Here is a 20,757-nt window from a genome sequence, read left to right on the forward strand (position 1 = left end):
GATGACGTGGGACGTGGCGCTGATCCTTCTCACCGACGGCCTTGCCAACGGTGCCATCTACCTGCTGGCCGGCCTCGGGCTGGTGCTGATCTTCTCGGTCACGCGGGTGGTGTTCGTGCCTTTCGGCGACATCGCGGCCTTCGCGGCGCTGTCGCTCGCGGCCTTCGAGACCGGCCGCGTGCCGCCGACCATCGGCATGGTCGCGGTGCTGGCGGCGCTGGCCCTGGCCACCGAAATCGGCAGCCTGCTGCGCCGCGGCGAGGCCGCGCGCATTCCTAAGGCGGTGCTGACCTGGGGCGTGCTGCCCGCCATTCCGTGCGTTCTGGCATGGCTCGCGGCGCGGCCCGGCGTGCCGGTGGCGGTGCATATCGCCGTGGCGGTGCTGCTGGTGGTGCCCATCGCGCCGCTGCTGGCGCGGGTGGTATTCCAGCCGATCGCGGATGCCTCGGTGCTGGTGCTGCTGATCGTGTCGCTGGCGCTGCACTTCCTGTTGTCGGGCCTGGGCCTGCTGTTCTTCGGGCCCGAGGGCTCGCGCACCACGCCGCTGACCAGCGCCGTCTTCACGCTGGGCGAAGGCTTCACCGTGAGCGGGCAGGTGGTGCTGATGGTGGGGGCGGCCATCGTGCTGAGCGGCCTGTTCTTCCTGGTGTTCGAGCGCACGGTGGCCGGCAAGGCGCTGCGCGCGACGGCGGTCAACCGGGTGGGGGCGCGGCTGGTCGGCATCCGGCCCGTGCGCACCGCGCTGCTGGCGTATGGCTGCGCCTCGTTGCTGGCGGGGCTGATCGGCGTGCTGATCGCGCCGGTGACGACGATGTACTACGACTCGGGCTTCATCATCGGCCTGAAGGCCTTCGTGGCGGCGATCATCGGCGGGCTCGTGAGCTACCCGATGACGGCCGTGGGCGCGCTCGCGGTCGGCGTGGTCGAGAGCTTCGCCTCGTTCTGGAGCGGCGCGCTGAAGGACGTGATCGTGTTCAGCCTGCTGATCCCGGTGCTGATGCTGCGCTCCTTCATGGCCGCGCATGCCGAAGAGGAAGAAGACGAGGTGGACGAATGAACGGCAATCGCAAACGCATGGCGTGGATCGCCGTCATCGTCGTCCTGCTGGCACTGGTGCCGGTATTCGCGGGCAGCTTCACCGTCTCGCTGCTGAACGACATCGGCATCGGCGCGCTCGTGGCGCTGGGCCTCGTGCTGCTGACTGGCGTGGGCGGCGCAACCTCGTTCGGGCAGGCGGCCTTCGTGGGCATCGCGGCCTATGCGACCGCATGGCTCACCACCACGCAGGGCATGTCGCCCTGGCTGGGGCTGCTGTTCGCGCTGCTGCTCACGGGGCTGTCGGCGCTGGCCATCGGCATGCTCACGCTGCGGCTGGGCGGGCACTTCCTGCCGCTGAGCACCATCGCCTGGGGGCTGTCGATCGCGATGCTGTTCGGCAACGTCGACGCGCTGGGGCGGCACACGGGCCTGTCGAACATTCCGGCGCTGCAGATCGCCGGTTGGTCGCTGGCCGATCCGCGCGCGATGTACTGCCTGATCTGGACGGTGGTGGGGCTGGCCTGCCTGTTCAGCCACAACCTGCTGCAGTCGCGGCCGGGGCGTGCCATTCGCGGGCTGCGCGGTGGAGCGACGCTGCTGGCGAGCGTGGGGGCGGATGCATACCGCGTGCGGCTCTCGCTCTTCGTCACCGCTGCGCTGCTCGCGGGGCTGGCGGGCTGGCTCTATGCGCACATGAACCGCTTCGTGAGTCCGTCGCCCTTCGACGTGCGCGCCAGCATCGAGTACCTGCTGATGGCGGTGGCCGGCGGGCTCGGACAGCTCGGCGGCGCGCTGGTGGGCGCCGCGCTGGTGCTGGTGCTGAAGAACGGCCTGCAGGACGTGCTGCCGATGCTCACGCAGCGCGCAGGCCAGCTGGAGGCGGTGGCCTTCGCGGCGCTCTTCATCCTGCTGTTGCACTTCGCGCGCGGCGGCGTGATGGGGCTGCTGCGCCGCTGGACGCGTCGTCGCGCCGGTACGCGCGGACCTTCGCGCCACGAGGGGCCGGCCGTCGATCCGCTGCCGCATCGCACGCTGCCCGCGCGCGGTTCGCCGGTGCTGTCGGTGAATGGCGCGGTCAAGCGCTTCGGCGGGCTGGTGGCGGTGAACGACGTGAGCTTCGACGTGAAGGCCGGCGAGATCGTCGGGCTGATCGGGCCCAACGGCGCGGGCAAGTCGACCATGTTCAACCTGCTGACCTGCACGCTGCCGATGAGCTCGGGCCAGGTGCGCTTTCTCGAGCATGACATCGCCGGCATGCCGCAGCGCGAAGTGGCGCGCCTCGGGCTGGCGCGCACCTTCCAGCACGTGAAGCTGCGCCCGCACATGAGCCTGCTCGACAACGTGGCGCTGGGCGCGCATTCGCGCACGCGCTCGGGCATCCTGAAGGCGGGCCTGCGGCTGGACCGCACGGAAGAGCAGCAGATCCTGCAGGAGGCGCAACGCCAGCTCGACCGCATCGGCCTGGGCGATCGGGCGCACGAGCAGGCGGGCAGCCTGCCGCTGGGCACGCAGCGCATCCTCGAGATTGCGCGCGCGCTGGCCGCGGACCCGGTGCTGCTGGTGCTCGACGAGCCCGCCGCCGGCCTGCGACGCAAGGAAAAGATGGCGCTCGGCGACCTGCTGCGCAAGCTGCGCGAGGAGGGCGTAACCATCCTCATCGTCGAGCACGACATGGACTTCGTGATGAAACTGGTGGACAGGCTGGTGGTAATGAACTTCGGCTCCAAGCTCGTGGAGGGCGTGCCTTCGGCGGTGCGCGCGGACGAGCGCGTGCAGGCGGCTTACCTGGGGAGCGTCGTATGACCGCGATGCTGGAGATTGGCGACCTGCATGTGTCCTATGGGCAGGTGGAGGCCGTGCGCGGCGTGTCGCTCGACCTGCAGCCGGGCCAGATCATCTCGGTGATCGGCCCGAACGGCGCGGGCAAGACCACGCTGCTGGCCGCTGCCATGGGTCTGCTGCCCTGCAAGGGCACGCTGCGCTTCGAAGGTGAAGACTTGCAGGGGCTCGACGTGGAGGCGCGCGTGGAGCGCGGCCTGTGCCTCGTGCCCGAGAAGCGCGAGCTGTTCGGCGAGCTCACCGTGCTCGACAACCTGCAGCTCGGCGCGTTCGCCAAGCGGCTGCGCGGCGATGCGATGAAGAAGCGGCTGCAGTCGGTGTACGACCGCTTTCCGCGGCTGGCCGAACGCCGTGCGCAGCGTGCCGACACGCTTTCGGGCGGCGAGCGGCAGATGCTGGCGGTGGGGCGCGCGCTGATGTCGGCGCCGCGGTTGCTGATGCTCGACGAGCCCAGCCTGGGGCTGGCGCCGCTGATCGTGAGGGACATCCTCGCCATCGTGCGCAAGCTGCGGGAAGACGGCGTCTCGATCCTGCTGGTGGAGCAGAACGCGCGCGCGGCGCTCGAGAGTTCGGACCACGGCTATGTGCTGGAGACCGGCGAGATCGCGCTGTCCGGCGCCTCGGCCGAGTTGGCGAGCGACTCGCGCGTGCAGGCCACCTATCTCGGCGGAGGCACGCACGATGACGACTGAAGCCCGTGCCGTGCCGCCTGCGCAGCGCACGCTGCCGGCGATGCTGCAGCGGCAGGCCGGGTTGTTCGGCTCGCGCGCGCTGCTGCGCATTGCGGGCGGAGATTGGACGCATCGCGATGCGGCGCAGGTCGCAGCCATGCGTGCCGGGGCATTGGCCGCCGCCGGCGTGGCGCGCGGCGATCGCATCGCGGTGATGTGCGGCAATCGCGTCGAGTTTCTCGAGAGCTTTCTCGGGGCGGGTTGGCTGGGTGCGTCGACGGTGCCGGTCAACACGGCGTCGATGGGGCCGCAGATCGAATATTTCCTCGCAAACAGCGAGGCGAAGCTGCTGGTGATCGAGGCTGGTTTTCTGGAGCGGCTCTCGACGGCGGACCTGGCGCGCACCAGCCTGCGCGAGATCTGGGTCGTCGGCGAAGCGGCCGCCGCCTGGCCGGCACCGGCCGGCGTGGGCGTGGCCGCCTACCCGAAAGGCGGCGAGCCTGTCGCCCCCGCGCCGGTGCAGCCCGGCGACCCGCTCACGATCCTCTACACCTCGGGCACGACGGGGCCCGCCAAGGGCGTGGTCTGCCCGCATGCGCAGTATTTCTGGTGGGGCGTGAACAGCGCGGAAGTGCTCGGCGTGGGCGCCGACGACGTGCTCTGCACCACGCTGCCGCTGTTCCACATCAACGCACTCAACACTTTTGCGCAGGCCTCGCTCACCGGGGCCAAGGTGGTGTTCGAATCGCGCTTCTCGGCGTCGGGCTTCTGGCCGACGATGCGCGCGAGCGGGGCGACCGTGGTGTATCTGCTGGGGGCGATGGTGCCGATCCTGCTGGCGCAGCCCGAGGGCGAAGGGGAGCGCGACCATCGCGTGCGCACCGGCCTCGGGCCCGGCGTGCCGTCGGCCGCCGGTGCCGCGTTCAAGGCGCGCACGGGCGTGTCGCTGCTCGAGGGCTATGGCTCGACCGAGACCAACTTCGCCATCGCCACCGCGCCCGATTCGCCGCGCGGCGGCGTGATGGGCTGGCTGCGCCCGGGCTTCCAGGCGCGCGTGGCCGATGAGGACGACGTTGAACTGCCCTCTGGCGAGGCAGGCGAGCTGCTGTTGCGAGCGGATGAGCCTCATGCTTTCGCAAGCGGCTACTTCAACATGCCGGAGAAGACCGTCGAGGCCTGGCGCAATCTCTGGTTCCACACCGGTGACCGCGTGGTGCGCGATGCGGATGGGGCCTTCCGTTTCGTGGACCGCATCAAGGACGCGATCCGCCGGCGGGGGGAGAACATTTCTTCCTTCGAGGTCGAGCAGGTGCTGCTGAGCCATCCGGGCGTGGCTTCATGCGCCGTGTATCCGGTTCGTTCCGAACTGGCCGAGGACGAAGTCATGGCCGCGCTGGTGGCGCGCGAGGGCGCGGCGATCGACCCCGCCGAGCTCGCGCGCTTCTGCGAAGGCCGCCTGCCGTACTTTGCCGTGCCGCGATATATCGACGTGCTGGCCGACCTGCCGCGCACCGAGAACGGCAAGGTGCAGAAGTTCAAGCTGCGGGAGCGCGGCGTTGGGCCGCAGACCTGGGACGGCCGGCCCGCGAAGGCCTGAGCATGACAAACGCGGCGCCGCAGCTTCCTCTTTCCGGGCGCGTGGCGTTCGTGACGGGAGCGGGGCAGGGGCTGGGAGCAGCCATCGCGCGAGGGCTGAAGGAAGCTGGAGCGCGCGTGGCCCTGGCCGACATCGATCTTGCGAACGCCGAAGCGGTCGCAGCGGAGATCGGCGGGCTCGCATTGCAACTCGACGTGCGTGACGAGGCGGCGTTCTCCGGCTGCTTCGATCAGGCGGTCGCGCATTTCGGCGCCGTCGACATCATGGTCAACAACGCGGCACGCACGCCGACGACTTCGCTCTGGGACATCACGCCCGGGGAATGGGACGACGTGCTGGCCATCAACCTCCGCGGCAGCTTCTTCGGCTGCCGTATCGCCGGGCGCCACATGCGCGAGCGGGGCGAGGGGCGCATCGTCAACCTGAGCTCGATGGCCGGGCAGCAGGCCAGCAGCGCGACGGGCGTGCACTACGCGGCGAGCAAGGCAGGTCTGCTGGCACTGACGCGTTCGTTCGCACAGGAACTGGCGCCGCATGGCGTGACGGTGAATGCGCTGGCGCCGGCGGCAATCTCGAGCCCCGCGCTCGATGCCATGGAGCCTGCGCGGCAGCAGGCGTTGCGGGCTGGCATTCCGGTCGGCCGCTTCGGAATGGCCGAAGAGGTCGCTGCCGCGGTGGTCTATCTCGCATCGCCGGCGGCCGCCTTCATGACTGGCGCCACGCTGGACCTCAATGGCGGCCGTTTCATGCGCTGACAGCTTCGCCGGCGCACTCCGCTAAAATGGTTCACAACTAAATCATTCAGGCATGCAATCAAATTCACTGACTGGCCGGCACGCACTCGTCACCGGCGCGGCGCGCGGCATCGGGGCGGAGATCGCCCGCACGCTGGCTGCCGAAGGCGCCGTGCTGACACTGCTCGGGCGTGATCGCGAGGCGTTGCAGCGCGTGGCCGATTCGCTGGCGGGCAGCGGGCACGGGCTGGCCGCCGCCGACGTGGCGAGCCCGGAGGCCGTGCAGGCGGCGTTCGCGCAAGCTCGCGCGGCGCGTGGGCCCGTCGCGGTGCTCGTCAACAACGCCGGCGCGGCCGAGAGCGCGCCTTTCCTCAAGACTTCGTTCGAGCTCTGGCAGCGGATGCTGTCGGTCAACCTCACCGGCAGCTTCCTCTGCGCGCAGGCCGCGCTGCCGGACATGCTCGATGCAGGCTGGGGCCGGATCGTCAACATCGCCAGCACGGCGGGGCAGAAGGGCTATGCCTACGTCGCGGCCTACACCGCGGCCAAGCATGGTGTGGTCGGGCTCACGCGCTCGCTGGCGCTCGAAGTGGCGCGCAAGGGCATCACGGTGAATGCCGTGTGCCCGGGCTATACCGACACGGATATCCTGCGCAACAGCGTCGCCAACGTGGTCGGCAAGACCGGGCGCAGCGAGGCCGATGCGCTGGCGGAGTTCTCGAGCGTGAATCCGCAGAAGCGCATCGTGCAGCCTGCCGAAGTGGCCGACGCCGTGCGATGGCTGTGCGGCGAAGGTGCCGCGTCGGTCACCGGGCAGTCGATTTCGGTTTCAGGGGGAGAAGTGACATGACACGCAACAACGACGCATCGCACGCCGTGCTGAGCGATGCTGAAGAACTCGGCCACGAGGCCCGCGCAGGCCACGAGGACCACGCGATGCTCAAGCTGTGGCTGCGCATGCTGGCCAGCACCACGCAGATCGAGGCCGAGATCCGTCGCAGGCTGCGCGACCGCTTCGGCATCTCGCTGGCGCGCTTCGACTACATGGCGCAGCTCTATCGCTACAAGGACGGCCTGAAGATGCGCGTGCTGTCGCGCTACCTGATGGTGACCGGCGGCAACGTCACCGGCCTCACGGACGAGCTCGAGCGCGAAGGCATGGTGGCACGCTCGCCCAGCCCCGACGACCGTCGCGCGTGGATCGTGAGCCTCACGCCCACCGGACGCCGCACCTTCGAGACCATGGCGAGCGAACACGAGCAATGGATCCTCGAGATGTTCTCGGGGCTCGACATGAAGACGGTCAAGCAGTTGCATACGCAGCTCGGCCTGCTGCGCGTGCACGTGATGCGCGGCGAGCCTGCGGGCGAGGAGAGTTGAACATGGGCGAGAGCAGCGAGTTCTGCAGGCCGCGGCTGATCCGCTTTTCGGATTGCGATCCGGCGGGCATCGTCTTCTATCCGCAGTACTTCGTGATGCTCAATGGTCTCGTCGAGGACTGGGTGAACGAAGGCCTTGGGCTCAGCTATCACGGGCTTGTGGCGCAGCGCCGGATCGGCCTGCCGACAGTGAAGCTCGAAGCCGATTTCCGCGCGGTGAGCCGCATGGGCGATCAGGTGGCGCTGGGGTTGACCGTGGAGCGCCTGGGTTCGCGTTCGATGACCTTGCGGGTGCGCTGCTTCGAGCCGGTCGGCGGCGAAGTGCGCATGCAGATGCAGCAGGTGCTGGTGACGACGTCGCTCGAGACTCACCGGGCCGTCGCGATTCCGGACGACATGCGCGCAGCCATCGTGCGCAGCGCACCCGAACTGGGCTGACGGGCAGTCAGGGCGCGGGCTCGTTGCCGGCTGCGTCCTGGGCGCGTTTCTTCAGCCAGCCGGAGAGTTCCTTCTTTCCCTTGGCGTTGGCGCCGCGCCACGCTTCGCGCGCTGCGGCAATGAAGCGTTCTTCCGCCGCATCCGGTACCTCGCTGGGGCGGTCTTCCTTGTCGAGCCAGCCGGCCTCCACATTGCAGTGCCTTTCGATCTGCCTTGCCAGGTTGTCGCCGATGGGGCGGGAGCTCTTGATCTGGCTCCACATGCTGGGGGAAATCTCGATCTTCTTCGCGAACGCCTGGTCCAGCCCCTTGGCTGGCAAGCCTGCGGCAACGGCCTCTTCGAGAAAGCGGCGGTGCAGCGCAAGCGCATTGCGGCGGCGCGCGACGGTGATATTGGGCACTGTTCAAAAACAACAACAAGACAAAAAAAGATTGTCCCGGTTGTTGACGCAGTCGTAAACACTATTTACAGTTGCCCCCAATCGCGGCCCCAAGCCGTATCCTTTTTCCAACCCCTAACGGCCGACAGCGGCAATTTTTGACTCAGGAACCATCGTGAACACCGCACTGATCCTCACCAGCATTCGTCCCACATCGGGCCGATCGCTCGTGCGCGTCTGGGCGTGCGGTGGTTTCGACGGCATGTCGTCGGTCCGACCGAATCAGCACCAGAGCCACGTGTATTCCACGAAAGCTGCAGCGAGCCTGCGTTTTGGAAAAACCGAGGATCAGGTGCCACCGGGTGGAGGTTGCGCATAGGCGCAGACCTTCCAAGCTCTCTTGTTCAGAGGCCCGGAGACCGCAAGGTTCCGGGCTTTTTTGTTTTGTCGTGCGATTTTCTTGTTTGCCATTCCGGGTGTGCCTTCACCACACCGCCAGAGCCCACCGCGTAGACGGTCTGGCGGGATGTGCAGGAATTGATCACTCCTGTGCAGCGACGTCGTACGGGACAGCGCCCAGCGCGCTGTCCGTCGCGTGAGGACACAACCGAAATGGAAAACGGGCAGCCGTTTCTCGAACAACAACACCGAACCCGAGCGGGACCGGGCCATGCAGATGGTTCTCCCGCGGAAACCGGCCGCAAAGATTGGGCGGCGCCGGAACTCGTAACCGGACACTTTTTTGTTTACACCCGCGTTAGCTCAATGGATCAGAGCACTTGCCTACGAAGCAAGGGGTTGCACGTTCGAGTCGTGCACGTGGGGCCAGTTTTTTTCTTTGTTCCGCTGTCACGTCACCAAGGAGTAGTCACCATGCGCAAGCGCAACACCCCGATCCGGATGATCGCCGTGCGTCCGGCACAGCCGCGCGAGCGCACCACGATGCTGGCACTGGCCCGGCGCTTCGGCTTCGTCGCCAATGCACATCGCGCGAGCGAGTGTGAGGCGGGGCGCGAAGCAGCACCCGACGGGCTCGATCTCGACCAGCGCGTTCGCGCCGTCGGCGAGTGGTGACCCGACTGCCCGTCATTTCTTCATGGTGCGCGTAGCTCAATGGCAGAGCCGCGGGTTGTGGTCCCGCTGACGACGGTTCGATTCCGTTCGTGTACCCCACGGCTTCGTTTCTTCATTCATCAACCTTGCAACCATCGCCGCGAAAGGAGGCGATTCATGCACCCTCACGTCCTGCAACTCGACATTCAGGGCACGCCGCAAGCCTGGATCTCGCTGGAGCAGGCGGTGTTGCACTACGCGACCGGATCGGTCGCCTGGGAAGACGGCGGACTGCCGCTGGCCACGCTGCGCGGCGGCTTCAACGTCGCGCGCGGTGTTCAATCGCGTATCGAGGTGGCGCCGATCATCGCGCTGCGCGGTGCATCGAAGATCAACCTCTTCGAGGTGATTCCGAGCGTCACCAAGAGCAAGCTGCTGCGCCGCGACCGATACACCTGCGCGTACTGCGCGGGCGTCTTCCACGAACGCGACCTGCAATGCGAGCACGTGCTGCCCGAGTCGCGCGGAGGCCCCTGGACCTGGACCAACCTCGTGAGCGCATGCGCCGTCTGCAACAACCGCAAGGCTGCGCGTACCCCGGAGGAAGCGGGCATGCCGCTGGTCTACCTGCCATACGTGCCGAGCCGCTACGAGAACTTCCTGCTGGAAGGCCGCAACATTCGCGCGGACGTGCACGAGTGGCTGGCGAAACGGCTGCCCAAGGGCTCGCGGCTTCAGTAGGGACTGAGCGGTGATCTTGTCCGGCGCCCATGAAAAAAGCCCGCTGTCTTTCGGACGGCGGGCTTTTGTTCGTACGGGAGATTGCTGGTCAGCGCCCGACGCCGAAGAAGCGGTAGGCAATCACGCCCGCTGCCGCCAGGCCGCCCACGATCGCCAGGATCACCTTGGTTGCGCGGCCCGAGCCGCGCTTCGAACGGGGCCAGTGGTCCGGCCCGATCAGGTCGATGGGGACGGTGGGTTTGCCTATGTCGGACGCCTTTTCCATGGGAGGAAATATAGCTCACGCCCGAAAGCCGGCCCGGAATGGGGCGCATTCTGTGGCCGTCGTGCATCGCCATCGAACTCGGCGGCGACCGGGCAAAAAAATACCCGCATGAGCGGGCCGAACGAGCCGCTTGGCTTCGAAGTTGATATCCCTGTGTCTTTCTTGTTGCGCTGCGTGACAGCACATGCAAGATGCCATGCCGGATGGGTGCCGTTTGCAGCTTTAGGGGCAAGCGGCTTGTAGGTGATGGAGTAAACCGTGAAATATTCCCTTATGAACAAGAAAATCATCCTCGAAAGTTTGACGCGAGCACTGGAGAGCTGGGTTCGCAATGCTTCTGCAGCGCAACTCTGGCATGTGCACCAGGAAGGCGGCCTCGGTGCGGTGATCGAGGCGAACGATGAGGTCGTGCAGGTGCGCATCGTCCTCGGTGGCACGCCCGATGCGTTGTCGGACATCGGCAAGACAGACGGGCGGCTACCAGTCACCGAAGCTTTTCTCGGCACTGCAGCCTGGGGAGCACCGCCGGCGCAGGGAAACCCCGCGCGCGAGCAGTGGTTCATGTCGAGCGAACTGGCGCATGCCCATGCACGGCAGTACGTGGCGGCCGAAGTGGCAGAGCGGCGGGATCTGCTGGAGCGTTGCGTCGACGAGTGGATCGCGCGACAGGGCGGTGCACCCGAATCGGGCTCGTGACCAAGCCCGCGAGCCGAGCAAAGAAAAAGCCTCCTCAGGAAGACCTTGAGGAGGCTTTGACGAAAAAATAGCGCGGAGACCGCGCTATTTTTGTGTTGGTGGTGGGCCCTGAGTGACTCGAACACTCGACCTACGGATTAAGAGTCCAAGGGCAACCTGAGAAAAATCAACAACTTACCTTCGGATTTTGTTCCGCAACCGCAAAAATCAGGGGTCTTGAAACCCAGCATCCATGCGGGTGTCTTGGAAATTGCGGAACAAATCCCGCGGCTATTTGGGCTCCTTCTTCGGGGCTGCGATCCACACCTTCTTGCCGATCTTGCGGCGGATGTACTTCGAGGTCATGGCTTCGGTCGAGTGGCCCAGCAGAGTCTGTGCATCCTTGATGCCGGCCGACTCGTCAGTATCCGTGGCCGCCTTCGCACGCAGGTCGCGAAACTGGAACGTGGTGATGTCGATGCCCGCGCTTTTCCTGGCCTTGTCGAAGCGCCTGCGCAGCATCGCGGCAGTCATCGGAGCGCCGCGCTCGTTCACCAGTATCGGGGCCGATTGCTTAGGCCTGGCCGCCTTGAACATGCGGATCTCCTCGATCAGTTCTTCCAGCGCGTTCTCCACCACGATCCGCAGCTTCGCCTGGGTCTTGCCCTGGCGCACCCGCAGGTACTCGCTGCGGATGTGGTCCTCGCTCATGCCGAGCACGTCGGCGGGGCGCTGGCCGGTGATGTGCGCAAGGCGCAGGGCGAAGCGCAGGGGCTCGCAGGAGTGCTCCAACACCCGGTTCAGCATGTCGTCATCGACGTAGGCGTCCCGGGCCGTCTCGCGGAATCCTTCGATGCCTGCGCACGGATTCGACAGCTTCGTGAAGCCGTTGGCCCGGGCGTAGTTCCACATGTGCGAGATCAGCGCCTTCTCACGATTGGCGCGCACTTGGCCCCACTTCGCGGGGATCGGCACGATCTTGCGGCCGTTCTTCACGCGCTCGACGTTCTGGGCTTCGGCGATCTTCACCGCCTCTTTCACGCGCCAGTGCAGGTACTGATTGATGTGCTTCGGCTCGATCTTGTCGAGCGGTGCCGGCGGCGTGCTCGTGCGTGGGCTCCAGAACCGGCGTCAGTACGAGGCCAACTGGTGCCTAACGCTCGTGGAGGCGTCATGAAGCTCCATTGCGCCCTGTGCGGCGGCGAAGGACACACCGCGCCGCATTGCCCTTGGAGGCTCGCATGCTTTTCCCAGATCTGAGAACCCCGCTGCTCTGGGCCCTTGGCTTTGGGCTCGCGGCAGCGCTGACGACGGCCGGCATTGAACGCACGCGCGCGTCCGCCGCACGCGCTGAAGCTTCCGCTGCTCGCAAGGAACTAGCGAACCTCCGCGCCACCGCCGCCGAAGTCGCCCGTCTGGCCGAGCGCGCGGCCCGCAACACCGAACAGACCTGGCGCTCTCGCGTCGATGGAGTGATTCAAGATGGCCAACAACAGATTGCCCGTGCTCGGGACGATGCTGACCGCGCTGGTGCTGCTGAGCGCCGGGTGCGCGCACAACTCGACGCCTTCCGTTCCTCCGTCCGTGCTGCCGGCGCAGCGCCCACCACTGCCGGTGGAGGCCCGCCAGCCGAAGCCGCCCTCGATCTGCTTACCGACCTGCTTGGCAGGAGTGGAGCGGCTCTTCGAGAACTTGGGCAGTTCGCTGATGCTGCCCACACCGCTGGCATCACCTGCGAACGCTATGCCGATGCGACTAATCGATGAGAGCTCCAATTCCAAAAATTAGTTCTTTTGACTAAATCTGACTGCTGATTGGTTTGAGTTGGATGGGGTGTTCCCCTTATTGGTGCACGAGGCAACTTTGTGACACAAAGATGACGGTGGAGCGATGCGCCTCGAAGGGGCCAAAACAAGAACGTAGGGAACATGCACCCGACCACGATAACCATGGCCGCCGCTGAGGCAGCGAGTGAAAGCCATATCAAGTACCGCCGTGATATCGATGGTCTGCGCGCCATCGCCGTCGTCTCCGTGCTGCTCTTTCATGCGTACCCGCAATCCATGTCGGGGGGCTTCGTCGGAGTAGACGTCTTCTTCGTGATCTCGGGATTCCTGATTACCAAGGTCATTGCAACAACCCAGGAGCAGGGCACGTTCAGCATCGGCGACTTCTACAGCCGTCGGACTCGCCGCATCTTCCCCGCGCTGGCGGTGGTGCTCCTAACCTGCCTCGCAATCGGCTGGCAGATGCTGGTGGCTGAGGATCTGGTGCAACTGGCAAAGCACGTTGTGGGCGGCGCGACCTTCTCGTCGAACCTATTCCTATGGCAAGAGGCCGGCTACTTCGATGCGGCTTCCGAAACGAAGCCGTTGCTGCACCTGTGGTCGTTGGGCATCGAAGAGCAGTTCTATATCGTATGGCCGCTGCTGATGTGGCTGGGGATGCAGAAGCGAGTGCGGCCAATGCTTCTTATCGGCCTCACAGCACTCGCCTCGTTTGCCGTGAACATCTTCGGCATTGGTGAGCATCCGACAGCGACCTTCTACTCGCCGGCCTCGCGCGCGTGGGAGTTGCTGATGGGGGCGGCGATGGCTTTCATGCCCTTGAGCCGTAGCGATGCTGCAACGAGGGCGGCACGCAACGGAGCATCCGTTGTCGGCATCGTTCTCATCATCGCAACGACTGTTTTTCTGGATCCGTCGCGCACTTTCCCGGGCTGGTGGGCACTTCTGCCCGTGTGTGGGACATGCCTTGCAATATGGGCTGGACCAACTGCAACGCTCAATCGCTATCTTCTTTCGAGCCGCTTGATGGTTGGTGTTGGGCTGATCAGCTTTCCTCTGTACCTCTGGCACTGGCCGCTGCTCACGTTCGGCCGAGAGGTGATGCCAGAACTGGTGACAAAACCTGAGGCGCGCGGCGCACTTCTTGTGGCCAGCGTGGTGCTTGCATGGCTCACTTATCAGTTCGTCGAGAAGCCTTTGCGCTTCGGGTCAGGCGCTCGCGTGAGGGTCTATGGGTTAGGGGCAGTGATGCTGCTGATCGCCTGTTCAGCTGCTGCGATCTACAAGGCAGGTGGCGTACCAAGTCGCTATCCGGATGTCATTCAACATGCGACGCGCTACGACTTGCCAGGATTCCACAAAGCGATGCGATGGAAGACGTGTTTCCTGGAGTTTGGCGAAGGCCCCACCGACTTCGCGCCTGAGTGCATCGACAAAGGTCATCGGCCGTTGGTTGCAATTTGGGGGGATTCGACCGCCGCTGCCATGTTTCCAGGGTTTCGTGCATTGGCGCAAAAAACGGGAAACTTCCGGCTGGCGCAGTTCACAGCATCAGGGTGTCCGCCGCTGCTGGGGCGTCGGGCGAAATATCGGCCCGCGTGCCCGACTACGAACAAAAAGGCGATCGCCGCGATTCGACAGCTGAAGCCCGCGGTCGTTGTTCTTGCGGCTAGTTGGCAGATATACGAGGCGGACCACCTACACGGCACCATCACTGCGCTGAAGGACTCTGGAGTGTCCCGTGTGGTGGTGCTAGGACCGGGGCTGATCTGGAACTACCCACCGAGCCGCATCGTTCTTCGTCATTGGCGACTCGACCCATTGCATCGAGTGCCGTCCCCTCGCTTGGACTACTTGAAGCATGGGCACTACGAAGGGTGGGGCGACCGCCACGATCAGGAGTTCCGCCGGACGTATCGCACCGAGGAAATCACGCGAGATATAACCATGAAGGCAGGGGCTGAGTACGTTTCGCTCGTGAATGAACTTTGCAACGCGGAGGGGTGCTTGATGCGCGCGCCAGACAGCGGGTATTCCTTCTTTCTCGACACGTCGCACCTCAATCCGAACGGTGCCGAGTTTCTTGTGCGTGCCATTGCGCCACAACTGGCGCTGGGCGACGCTCCCGCAAGTGGCCGTACACCCTAAGAGCTATCTTATGATCCGCAGGCTTGCCGGCCGGGAGAGCTGGCACAGGACTAAAAATGAAAAGAATGCTGGCGGGGATCGCTGTCGCGATGATGGCTATGGCGCTTGTGTCTTGCGGAGGGGGGGGGGGTGGTGGAGGAACTGCTGCTGGCCTTTCAGTTGCTCAGCTATCTCCGTCTTCCGCCGACCCTTCTGCCACGGCTCAGTCCAGCAACTCGAAGTCGGAAGTAGACCAAGCGACCTTTGTCCAAGGGCTGGCCGCTCAGCAGGCCGATCAGGGTGGTGGTCTCGCCTCAGTGTTAGCCCAGGGACCTGGGGGCGTTGAGTTCATCAAGCAACGCCTCACCGAGGCCGGGGACCTCTCGCCGAGTAGACGGCGATTGTTTGCATCTCTCGCCGCAACAGCCAAGATTGCGTCAATTCCAAATCCAAACCCTGCGCCTGGGCAAGACGTCGCGATCAATTTGATTTTTCCTTATGTGATCGGTTCGGGTGGCTATAAATATAACGTTTTTGCGGGTAATCTTGCGTATGACGCAAGGCGAGATAGATTGTATGTCCCCATAAGTAATGGAAAGTTCGGAATAATTAAGAATGCGAGTGAGGCAAAAGGCGATGTCCTGATGAAGGCCTTCGCGGTGCCAACTCCAATGGATACATATAGCTCTCTTTATTTGGACGTCGAAGGCGACACTCTTTGGATGGTCGGTGCAACCGATTCAAGTGGTTGGTATTCCTCTATTGTAAAAATAAAAGGAATAAGCACTGTCGAAAAAAGTCGTACGTTGGACGATCAATTGAAATCTACTTTGCATTCAAGTCTCTTGACGGTATGGCATGTGGGATCGTACTCATTCACCGGCACATTCGCATTGGATGTCAAGCGCTCCGTGATCTATAAGGAATTTGGCGCTGTTTTTGATCTCAATGAGATTGCCCCAGTTCCACTGTCTGATCGGTTTGACGGGTTCGGCGACTATCCTCTCAACACCACCAAGGCATGGAACACCTTGCCAGTTCGAAAATTCTTCGATAGCCCGAAATATCTTACCGGCGTTGCACTGGACACAGTAAGAGATCGACTTTATTTCATCGATAGCGCTCGTAAACAGCTTTTGATTGTTGATGGAGCAAGTGTTGCTACAGGGGCTGTTATTCCGGTTGCAATAAATCTTCCTGATTCCCTTGCTTCCTATTCTTCTTTGACGTTCGACGCAAAGAATGACCGGCTTTACATCGGGGGAGCAAAAAATGATGCGTACATTATCAATAATGCAAGCACGCTCAATGCGGAGTCAATAATTCCTGCTGCATACGTTTTTGCTGAGCCGAATCCGACGACAACATGGAATGACGTATGGGGCATTGCCGTACCTCAGTAGATTGTCGCTAGTACTTCTTCAATGGATTGCCACTGTCCCTTCGGCAAGTGTCCGATATGCGTACGCGGAGCCCGCTTCGAGTGGCGCTAGCTTTGTGCTGTAGGTGCCTGGCACCTTGTGCCTGAAGACGGGGACATGAACGGACCGCTCTCCGTATTCCATATCCTGCTCGAACTCCACCCAGCAACACCATGCGTCACCACGCTGACCGATCGTGACGGCGACAAAGTAGCCTCCGAGTTCGAACGAACCGCCCAGTTCGAGGTAAGACATGCCGGTGCTCCACTGTTGAGGTTGCTGCCATGTTCCGCAGCGGCCGTTGGTGGTGCAACTGGCAGAAGATCAGGTGACACGCGAGCGGGAGAACGGGCGGAGCAATCGCAGATGAACGCGGTGTCGCTGGCGCGATCTGTGAGCGCTGGGCCGGCGCAACCGAGCAACTGTGAAAACAACAAAGCCCCACCGCGATGAAGCGTGGGGCTTTGTTGGGTCTTCTCAGCGGGGTGGGATTGGATACCCACTCTTGCTTTCGCGCGTCACCGCCGAGTGAACACTACCTGTCTGGGACACGGTAGATCGATTTTATCCTTGCTCGTCGCCAGACTTGAATAGCCCGCGCAGCTGCTTGCGTCACTTCCATGGCGCCATTGCTCTCTTATCGCCCCGGCGCTCAGCACCCTTGGCTGCGGCCTCCTTCTCGGCGAGTTCGTATTGGTCGCGTTCCTAAGGGGCTGCTCGCGGGCATACCAGGCAGGTGCATACGTCCGCCGCGGCGAGCAGAGGGCGAGCAGGGCGCCTGCTCGGTATTTGCGAGCGGCCTTTGAGACCTGCCGGCTCATGGACAATGAGTTCATGAAATCCATCCGATACATTGTCTCGATCCTGGTGTTTGCGGTAACTGGTCTAGCTCAGGCGGAGCAAGCCATGGCCGGCATAGGCGTAGCCACTTGCGACGTTTGGCTCAACGCAAGGAAGACGCCGCAGCAGGATAGAGAGGCTGTCATCGAAGGATTGATGCTCGCGTGGGTTCAAGGCTTTCTTTCGAGCAAGAACGCCACCGGGGCAAAAGGCAGCTCGGTCCTGGATGTACCGTCCCCCGAGACCATCGGGAAGGTGATCGACAAGATCTGTGGGGACAATCCAGATTGGAAGATCTACATAGTCGCTGATACCTTTGCAACCGTGCTCACCGACCAGTATCGAGGCAGCGGGCGCAAATAATCTGACGTCACTGCAGCGCCATTTCGGCGCCGTCGGCGGCCACCAAAAAGAAGGCCCACCGAAGTGGGCCGAATCACAGACCGGTGTGGTCTGCAGGGAGTTCCTCCGCAGGAGCTCCGCGGAGGTGGATAGTTTGTTGTGCGGGGCGCCAAATCTGTCGTGGTGAACAGTCACGTCGCAAGGCAACAAGAGTGAAGCGAGTGCAGCAGGGCGCCCATGAAAAAGCCGCCTCGAGGGCGGCTTTGGGAATGTGGTCGTGAACTCTTACGCGGTCCACGCTACGGCAAATTCTTTTGCATGAAGTCATTGTTGTTTTTCTCGTCGTAGTGACTTCGACGCGCTGGCGTGAGATTCAGCTTGCCTGGCCAGGCACTGCCCAGGAGTTCTGAGCGTGGCGCGATTGTATCAGGCGGGCGCGTGCCGGATCTCGACCGGTCCGATGCCGCTGTAGACCGTGGCGCTGTCTTTCAGGGAGGTGACTGTCCAGCGCCCCTCGCGCTGGCCCGGTGTGACCTTGTAGTCGTCTGGGCCCAGCGGGAGAGGGTGTTCCTCGCGCGCAGTGCTGCTGTACCAGGCTGGCGTGTAGAGGGTGGTGGTTTCGGCTGGGAAAATTTCGGCTTGGCTCATGGACTGGTTTGCGCTAGCGGCTTGCCGAAGTGGCTGGTGCGTTTGCCTGAAGCTTCAGGATCTCGGCTGCGCCAACATCGGCCGGAACCTCTTCCAGAGCCCAGCTCTCCGTTATGGTGCCTACTAGGAGCGCCCCTTGGGTTAGCTTGAGTCGTGCGTAGCTTCGCTGCTTCGGATGCACGCGAACATCGATTACAAGGTCCTTCATTAACTTGTCCCAATCCCACTTTTGCGTCACCTTGTAGGCGTCGGGAGGAAGACTCACAACAGAGTACGTGTTTGCTCCCACGGAGGCGATGTGGACGCCATCGGCATAAAAATAGGCGTTCCGCGCGTCAGAGAAAAAGGCCGCGGGGCGATAGATGACCAGTTCTCCGTTGTTCGTACCGGCAGTCCAAGACGCAGGCCTGGGTAATCCCTTCGGCGCACACCCGGCGAGCAACACGGCGCCGATCAACCACCAAAGATTTCTTCGCATGAATTCCCTTCCTCCTGAGATTTGAGCTGGCAAGTCTATGTCCTTGTGACTGCGTTCCCTGCTCACGAAGAAACCGCGAAACCGACGACTGTGAGGAATGTCTGTCGCGTTGCTGGCGTCACTTTGGCTTCGCGTCTCCAGGTGTGCGCCGGGATCGATGAGTGATGCGGAAAAGAAAAAACCTCCCAGTCTTTCGACGGGAGGCTTTTCTATTTGCGGAACACGTTCTGCGATTGCGGAACAGTGCTCTCATGGAAGTAGCGCGAGAACCGCGCCGTTCCTAGTGTTGGTGGTGGGCCCTGAGTGACTCGAACACTCGACCTACGGATTAAGAGTCCGCTGCTCTACCAACTGAGCTAAGAGCCCTTGCTTTGAAAACGTTTAGTGTTTTCTGGCAAGACCACGAGTATATCCCAGAATTCGCACCTTTCCAAAAAATTTGTGACTTGCAGCGTTAGGATTCGTCATCACCGATGGGGCAGGGCCCCTTAAACAGGAGAACTTCGATGAGCGACGCCAGCACCACGCCCCATGTCCTGATCACCGGCGCCGCAGGCGCGCTGGGCCGTGCGGTGGCCCAGCACTTCATCGACCAGGGCGCACGCCTCGCGTTGGTCGACCACCACGCGGGTCGCCTGGCCGAAGTGTTCCCGGGGCTCGACAACTCGCAGCATCTCCTGCTTTCGGGCGACGTGACTTCCACGGCCGAGATGGCTGCTCTTGCGGAGCAGACGCTCAAGTCCTTCGGTCGCATCGACACGCTGGTGCACATCGCGGGCGGCTTCGAGATGGGCGAGGCGACGCATGCGCTCACGCGTGCGAGCTGGGACCGGATGATGAATCTCAACGCATGGTCGTTCGTCGCGGTGACGCAGGCCGTGCTGCCCTCGATGATCGAGCGGCGTTCCGGCAGCGTCATCGCCGTCACGGCGAAGGTCGCTGCGCGCGGCGTGCCGGCCATGGCGGCGTACATCGCGTCGAAGAGTGCGCTGCAGCGACTGGTGGAGGCCATGGCGGCCGAGGCGGCACCGCACGGCGTCAATATCAACAGCGTGGCTCCGAGCGTGCTCGACACGCCCGCCAACCGGCAGGCCATGCCCGATGCGAACCCGGCCGAGTGGGTGTCCACGTCAGTCGCCGCTCAGACCGTTGCCTTCCTCGCATCGCCGGGCGCGGTTGCGTTGCACGGGCAGCATCTGACGCTCGATACCTGACCGAGCGCAAAAAAGAAAAGGCCTTGGCGGATGCCAAGGCCTTTTCTGTGTCGGTTGGTGGAGAGGAGGAGGATCGAACTCCCGACCTCCGCATTGCGAACGCGGCGCTCTCCCAGCTGAGCTACCCCCCCAACGCAGGTCGAATTTTAGCCGGAACTGCCGTTTTGGCGCATGTCGCCGTGCCAAGATGCGCCCCTCGCGAAACACGGAGCAAGAGCGCATGACCTCGTTCGATCCTGCCTGGCTGGAAGGCATGTACAACAACCTTGCGAGGGTCAAGGATCACCCCGCGTATTTCGAGCGCTGGGCGCGTGAATCGGCTGCGGCGCGGGAGGCCCTGCCGGCCCGCATCGACCTGCCCTACGGCCAGGGCGTGAACGAAACGCTCGACATCTTTCCCGCGCCGGTTCCCGATGCGCCGGTGCTGGTCTTCATCCACGGCGGTTACTGGCGTGCGATGGATAAGAAAGATCACTCCTTCATCGCCCCCGCCTTCAACGATCGCGGCATCTGCGTGGTCCAGCCCAACTATGCGCTTTGTCCCGGTACGCCGGAGCAGCCTGTCACCGTGCCCGGCATCATGCTGCAGATGGTGCGCGCGCTCGAGTGGACATGGCGCCACATCGCTGCCCACGGCGGCGATCCGACACGAATCACCGTCGCGGGCCACTCGGCCGGCGGCCACATGGCGGCGGCCCTGCTGGCCTGCGATTGGAAGTCGGTAGCGCCCGATCTGCCTGCGCACCTGGTGCGCAACGCGCTGTCGATCTCGGGTCTCTACGATCTGCGCCCGCTGCAGCGCACGCCATTCCTCGAAAACACGCTGAAGTTGACCGACGCCGACGTCCTGTGCGCAAGCCCCGCCTCGTGGCCCGCGCCGAAGCGTGGCCAGCTGTACACGGTGGCCGGCGGCAGCGAAAGCGAAGAGTTCATCCGCCACAACGCGATGATCCGCGAGGCGTGGGGTCGCAACACCGTGCCGGTGTGCGAAGTGCTTCCAGGGCTCAACCACTTCGACGTGGTCGATGCACTCGCCGATCCGGCGCACACGCTGCACCGGCACGCGGTGCAGCTCCTGGAAGCCTGAGGGG

22 protein-coding genes and 4 tRNA genes are annotated in these 20,757 nt (G+C 63.7%); 19 read left to right on the forward strand and 7 right to left on the reverse strand.

Annotated elements, in window-relative coordinates; genetic code table 11:
- Position 1: 1 nt before the first annotated feature.
- The 8 genes from SFB74_RS09345 to SFB74_RS09380 are packed head-to-tail and all read left to right on the forward strand — an operon-like array spanning position 2 to position 7,696.
- Positions 2-1,057 (forward strand): branched-chain amino acid ABC transporter permease, encoded by a 1,056-nt coding sequence (locus SFB74_RS09345; RefSeq protein WP_432730513.1) that lies wholly within the window; start codon positions 2-4, stop codon positions 1,055-1,057.
- A complete protein-coding gene (locus SFB74_RS09350; RefSeq protein ID WP_432730515.1) occupies positions 1,054-2,841 on the forward strand; it encodes a branched-chain amino acid ABC transporter ATP-binding protein/permease in 1,788 nt (595 codons plus the stop codon). Before SFB74_RS09345 ends, SFB74_RS09350 begins: the two co-directional genes overlap by 4 nt.
- Complete coding sequence (locus tag SFB74_RS09355; RefSeq protein WP_432730516.1) at positions 2,838-3,569, forward strand: ABC transporter ATP-binding protein; 732 nt, start codon at positions 2,838-2,840, stop codon at positions 3,567-3,569. The genes SFB74_RS09350 and SFB74_RS09355 overlap by 4 nt, the downstream gene beginning before the upstream one ends.
- Positions 3,559-5,145: an ATP-dependent acyl-CoA ligase gene (locus SFB74_RS09360; protein ID WP_432730517.1), complete on the forward strand. Its 1,587-nt coding sequence runs from the start codon at positions 3,559-3,561 to the stop codon at positions 5,143-5,145. The genes SFB74_RS09355 and SFB74_RS09360 overlap by 11 nt, the downstream gene beginning before the upstream one ends.
- A gap of 2 nt (positions 5,146-5,147) precedes the next feature.
- Entirely contained in the window at positions 5,148-5,900 is a 753-nt protein-coding gene (locus tag SFB74_RS09365) for an SDR family NAD(P)-dependent oxidoreductase (RefSeq protein ID WP_432730518.1), read from the forward strand.
- 52 nt (positions 5,901-5,952) lie between these two features.
- Positions 5,953-6,729, forward strand: coding sequence for an SDR family NAD(P)-dependent oxidoreductase (locus tag SFB74_RS09370; RefSeq protein ID WP_432730519.1), 777 nt, complete (start codon positions 5,953-5,955; stop codon positions 6,727-6,729).
- Complete coding sequence (locus SFB74_RS09375) at positions 6,726-7,259, forward strand: MarR family winged helix-turn-helix transcriptional regulator (protein WP_432730520.1); 534 nt, start codon at positions 6,726-6,728, stop codon at positions 7,257-7,259. The genes SFB74_RS09370 and SFB74_RS09375 overlap by 4 nt, the downstream gene beginning before the upstream one ends.
- 2 nt (positions 7,260-7,261) lie before the next feature.
- Positions 7,262-7,696 carry an acyl-CoA thioesterase gene (locus tag SFB74_RS09380; protein ID WP_432730521.1) on the forward strand — a complete coding sequence of 145 codons (435 nt, stop codon included), beginning with the start codon at positions 7,262-7,264 and terminating at the stop codon, positions 7,694-7,696.
- A 7-nt stretch (positions 7,697-7,703) separates the two neighbouring features.
- On the opposite strand, the gene SFB74_RS09385 is transcribed toward SFB74_RS09380, so the two are convergent.
- Complete coding sequence (locus SFB74_RS09385) at positions 7,704-8,096, reverse strand: hypothetical protein (RefSeq protein ID WP_432730522.1); 393 nt, start codon at positions 8,094-8,096, stop codon at positions 7,704-7,706.
- 730 nt (positions 8,097-8,826) lie between these two features.
- Here SFB74_RS09385 and SFB74_RS09390 point away from each other — a divergent pair.
- The 4 genes from SFB74_RS09390 to SFB74_RS09405 all read left to right on the forward strand — a co-directional run bounded on the left by SFB74_RS09390 (position 8,827) and on the right by SFB74_RS09405 (position 9,869).
- A tRNA-Arg gene (locus SFB74_RS09390) sits at positions 8,827-8,903 on the forward strand.
- A 45-nt stretch (positions 8,904-8,948) separates the two neighbouring features.
- Positions 8,949-9,149: a short-chain dehydrogenase gene (locus SFB74_RS09395; protein WP_432730523.1), complete on the forward strand. Its 201-nt coding sequence runs from the start codon at positions 8,949-8,951 to the stop codon at positions 9,147-9,149.
- 25 nt (positions 9,150-9,174) lie between these two features.
- A tRNA-His gene (locus SFB74_RS09400) sits at positions 9,175-9,248 on the forward strand.
- A 57-nt stretch (positions 9,249-9,305) separates the two neighbouring features.
- On the forward strand, positions 9,306-9,869 hold the full coding sequence (locus tag SFB74_RS09405; protein WP_432730524.1) for an HNH endonuclease: 564 nt from the start codon (positions 9,306-9,308) through the stop codon (positions 9,867-9,869).
- An 88-nt stretch (positions 9,870-9,957) separates the two neighbouring features.
- On the opposite strand, the gene SFB74_RS09410 is transcribed toward SFB74_RS09405, so the two are convergent.
- Entirely contained in the window at positions 9,958-10,134 is a 177-nt protein-coding gene (locus tag SFB74_RS09410; RefSeq protein ID WP_432730525.1) for a hypothetical protein, read from the reverse strand.
- A gap of 273 nt (positions 10,135-10,407) precedes the next feature.
- Here SFB74_RS09410 and SFB74_RS09415 point away from each other — a divergent pair, with 273 nt between their 5' ends.
- Positions 10,408-10,830 (forward strand): hypothetical protein, encoded by a 423-nt coding sequence (locus SFB74_RS09415; protein ID WP_432730526.1) that lies wholly within the window; start codon positions 10,408-10,410, stop codon positions 10,828-10,830.
- A 270-nt stretch (positions 10,831-11,100) separates the two neighbouring features.
- Here the strand turns inward: SFB74_RS09415 and SFB74_RS09420 are convergent, their stop codons facing one another.
- Positions 11,101-11,838 (reverse strand): tyrosine-type recombinase/integrase, encoded by a 738-nt coding sequence (locus SFB74_RS09420; RefSeq protein ID WP_432730527.1) that lies wholly within the window; start codon positions 11,836-11,838, stop codon positions 11,101-11,103.
- Between the two features lie 212 nt (positions 11,839-12,050).
- On the opposite strand from SFB74_RS09420, the gene SFB74_RS09425 reads away from it, so the two are divergent.
- The 4 genes from SFB74_RS09425 (at position 12,051) to SFB74_RS09440 (ending at position 17,347) form a co-directional block, all read left to right on the forward strand.
- Positions 12,051-12,575 (forward strand): DUF2514 family protein, encoded by a 525-nt coding sequence (locus tag SFB74_RS09425; protein ID WP_432730528.1) that lies wholly within the window; start codon positions 12,051-12,053, stop codon positions 12,573-12,575.
- Positions 12,576-12,737: 162 nt separating this feature from the next.
- Positions 12,738-14,744, forward strand: a complete 2,007-nt coding sequence (locus tag SFB74_RS09430) for an acyltransferase family protein (protein WP_432730529.1) — start codon at positions 12,738-12,740, stop codon at positions 14,742-14,744.
- A 56-nt stretch (positions 14,745-14,800) separates the two neighbouring features.
- Positions 14,801-16,126: a hypothetical protein gene (locus SFB74_RS09435; protein WP_432730530.1), complete on the forward strand. Its 1,326-nt coding sequence runs from the start codon at positions 14,801-14,803 to the stop codon at positions 16,124-16,126.
- Positions 16,127-16,978: 852 nt separating this feature from the next.
- A complete protein-coding gene (locus SFB74_RS09440; protein ID WP_432730531.1) occupies positions 16,979-17,347 on the forward strand; it encodes a hypothetical protein in 369 nt (122 codons plus the stop codon).
- Between the two features lie 405 nt (positions 17,348-17,752).
- Here the strand turns inward: SFB74_RS09440 and SFB74_RS09445 are convergent, their stop codons facing one another.
- The 3 genes from SFB74_RS09445 to SFB74_RS09455 form a co-directional block, all read right to left on the reverse strand.
- Positions 17,753-17,974, reverse strand: a complete 222-nt coding sequence (locus SFB74_RS09445) for a hypothetical protein (protein WP_432730532.1) — start codon at positions 17,972-17,974, stop codon at positions 17,753-17,755.
- A gap of 13 nt (positions 17,975-17,987) precedes the next feature.
- On the reverse strand, positions 17,988-18,452 hold the full coding sequence (locus SFB74_RS09450) for a hypothetical protein (protein WP_432730533.1): 465 nt from the start codon (positions 18,450-18,452) through the stop codon (positions 17,988-17,990).
- A gap of 290 nt (positions 18,453-18,742) precedes the next feature.
- Positions 18,743-18,818, reverse strand: a tRNA-Lys gene (locus SFB74_RS09455).
- Positions 18,819-18,958: 140 nt separating this feature from the next.
- Between SFB74_RS09455 and SFB74_RS09460 the strand changes: the two genes are divergently transcribed.
- The gene (locus SFB74_RS09460) at positions 18,959-19,666 is read left to right on the forward strand and encodes an SDR family NAD(P)-dependent oxidoreductase (RefSeq protein WP_432730534.1); all 708 of its coding nucleotides are present in this window, start codon (positions 18,959-18,961) and stop codon (positions 19,664-19,666) included.
- Between the two features lie 55 nt (positions 19,667-19,721).
- Here SFB74_RS09460 and SFB74_RS09465 read toward each other — a convergent pair.
- Positions 19,722-19,797 (reverse strand) — tRNA-Ala (locus tag SFB74_RS09465).
- An 89-nt stretch (positions 19,798-19,886) separates the two neighbouring features.
- Here SFB74_RS09465 and SFB74_RS09470 point away from each other — a divergent pair.
- A complete protein-coding gene (locus tag SFB74_RS09470; protein WP_432730535.1) occupies positions 19,887-20,753 on the forward strand; it encodes an alpha/beta hydrolase in 867 nt (288 codons plus the stop codon).
- Positions 20,754-20,757 lie beyond the last annotated feature (4 nt).

It is taken from the genome of Variovorax xiamenensis, from assembly GCF_050916385.1.
Taxonomy (GTDB): domain Bacteria; phylum Pseudomonadota; class Gammaproteobacteria; order Burkholderiales; family Burkholderiaceae_C; genus Variovorax.

Excerpts from the sequence above, each read along its gene's own strand:
- SFB74_RS09410 (WP_432730525.1), bottom strand. The coding sequence starts at position 10,134 with ATGGAAAAGGCGTCCGACATAGGCAAACCCACCGTCCCCATCGACCTG.
- SFB74_RS09360 (WP_432730517.1), top strand. The coding sequence starts at position 3,559 with ATGACGACTGAAGCCCGTGCCGTGCCGCCTGCGCAGCGCACGCTGCCG.
- SFB74_RS09430 (WP_432730529.1), top strand. The coding sequence starts at position 12,738 with ATGCACCCGACCACGATAACCATGGCCGCCGCTGAGGCAGCGAGTGAA.
- SFB74_RS09440 (WP_432730531.1), top strand. The coding sequence starts at position 16,979 with ATGAAATCCATCCGATACATTGTCTCGATCCTGGTGTTTGCGGTAACT.
- SFB74_RS09435 (WP_432730530.1), top strand. The coding sequence starts at position 14,801 with ATGAAAAGAATGCTGGCGGGGATCGCTGTCGCGATGATGGCTATGGCG.
- SFB74_RS09345 (WP_432730513.1), top strand. The coding sequence starts at position 2 with ATGACGTGGGACGTGGCGCTGATCCTTCTCACCGACGGCCTTGCCAAC.
- SFB74_RS09415 (WP_432730526.1), top strand. The coding sequence starts at position 10,408 with ATGAACAAGAAAATCATCCTCGAAAGTTTGACGCGAGCACTGGAGAGC.
- SFB74_RS09370 (WP_432730519.1), top strand. The coding sequence starts at position 5,953 with ATGCAATCAAATTCACTGACTGGCCGGCACGCACTCGTCACCGGCGCG.
- SFB74_RS09365 (WP_432730518.1), top strand. The coding sequence starts at position 5,148 with ATGACAAACGCGGCGCCGCAGCTTCCTCTTTCCGGGCGCGTGGCGTTC.
- SFB74_RS09470 (WP_432730535.1), top strand. The coding sequence starts at position 19,887 with ATGACCTCGTTCGATCCTGCCTGGCTGGAAGGCATGTACAACAACCTT.
- SFB74_RS09380 (WP_432730521.1), top strand. The coding sequence starts at position 7,262 with ATGGGCGAGAGCAGCGAGTTCTGCAGGCCGCGGCTGATCCGCTTTTCG.
- SFB74_RS09460 (WP_432730534.1), top strand. The coding sequence starts at position 18,959 with ATGAGCGACGCCAGCACCACGCCCCATGTCCTGATCACCGGCGCCGCA.
- SFB74_RS09375 (WP_432730520.1), top strand. The coding sequence starts at position 6,726 with ATGACACGCAACAACGACGCATCGCACGCCGTGCTGAGCGATGCTGAA.
- SFB74_RS09355 (WP_432730516.1), top strand. The coding sequence starts at position 2,838 with ATGACCGCGATGCTGGAGATTGGCGACCTGCATGTGTCCTATGGGCAG.
- SFB74_RS09445 (WP_432730532.1), bottom strand. The coding sequence starts at position 17,974 with ATGAGCCAAGCCGAAATTTTCCCAGCCGAAACCACCACCCTCTACACG.
- SFB74_RS09450 (WP_432730533.1), bottom strand. The coding sequence starts at position 18,452 with ATGCGAAGAAATCTTTGGTGGTTGATCGGCGCCGTGTTGCTCGCCGGG.
- SFB74_RS09425 (WP_432730528.1), top strand. The coding sequence starts at position 12,051 with ATGCTTTTCCCAGATCTGAGAACCCCGCTGCTCTGGGCCCTTGGCTTT.
- SFB74_RS09350 (WP_432730515.1), top strand. The coding sequence starts at position 1,054 with ATGAACGGCAATCGCAAACGCATGGCGTGGATCGCCGTCATCGTCGTC.
- SFB74_RS09405 (WP_432730524.1), top strand. The coding sequence starts at position 9,306 with ATGCACCCTCACGTCCTGCAACTCGACATTCAGGGCACGCCGCAAGCC.
- SFB74_RS09395 (WP_432730523.1), top strand. The coding sequence starts at position 8,949 with ATGCGCAAGCGCAACACCCCGATCCGGATGATCGCCGTGCGTCCGGCA.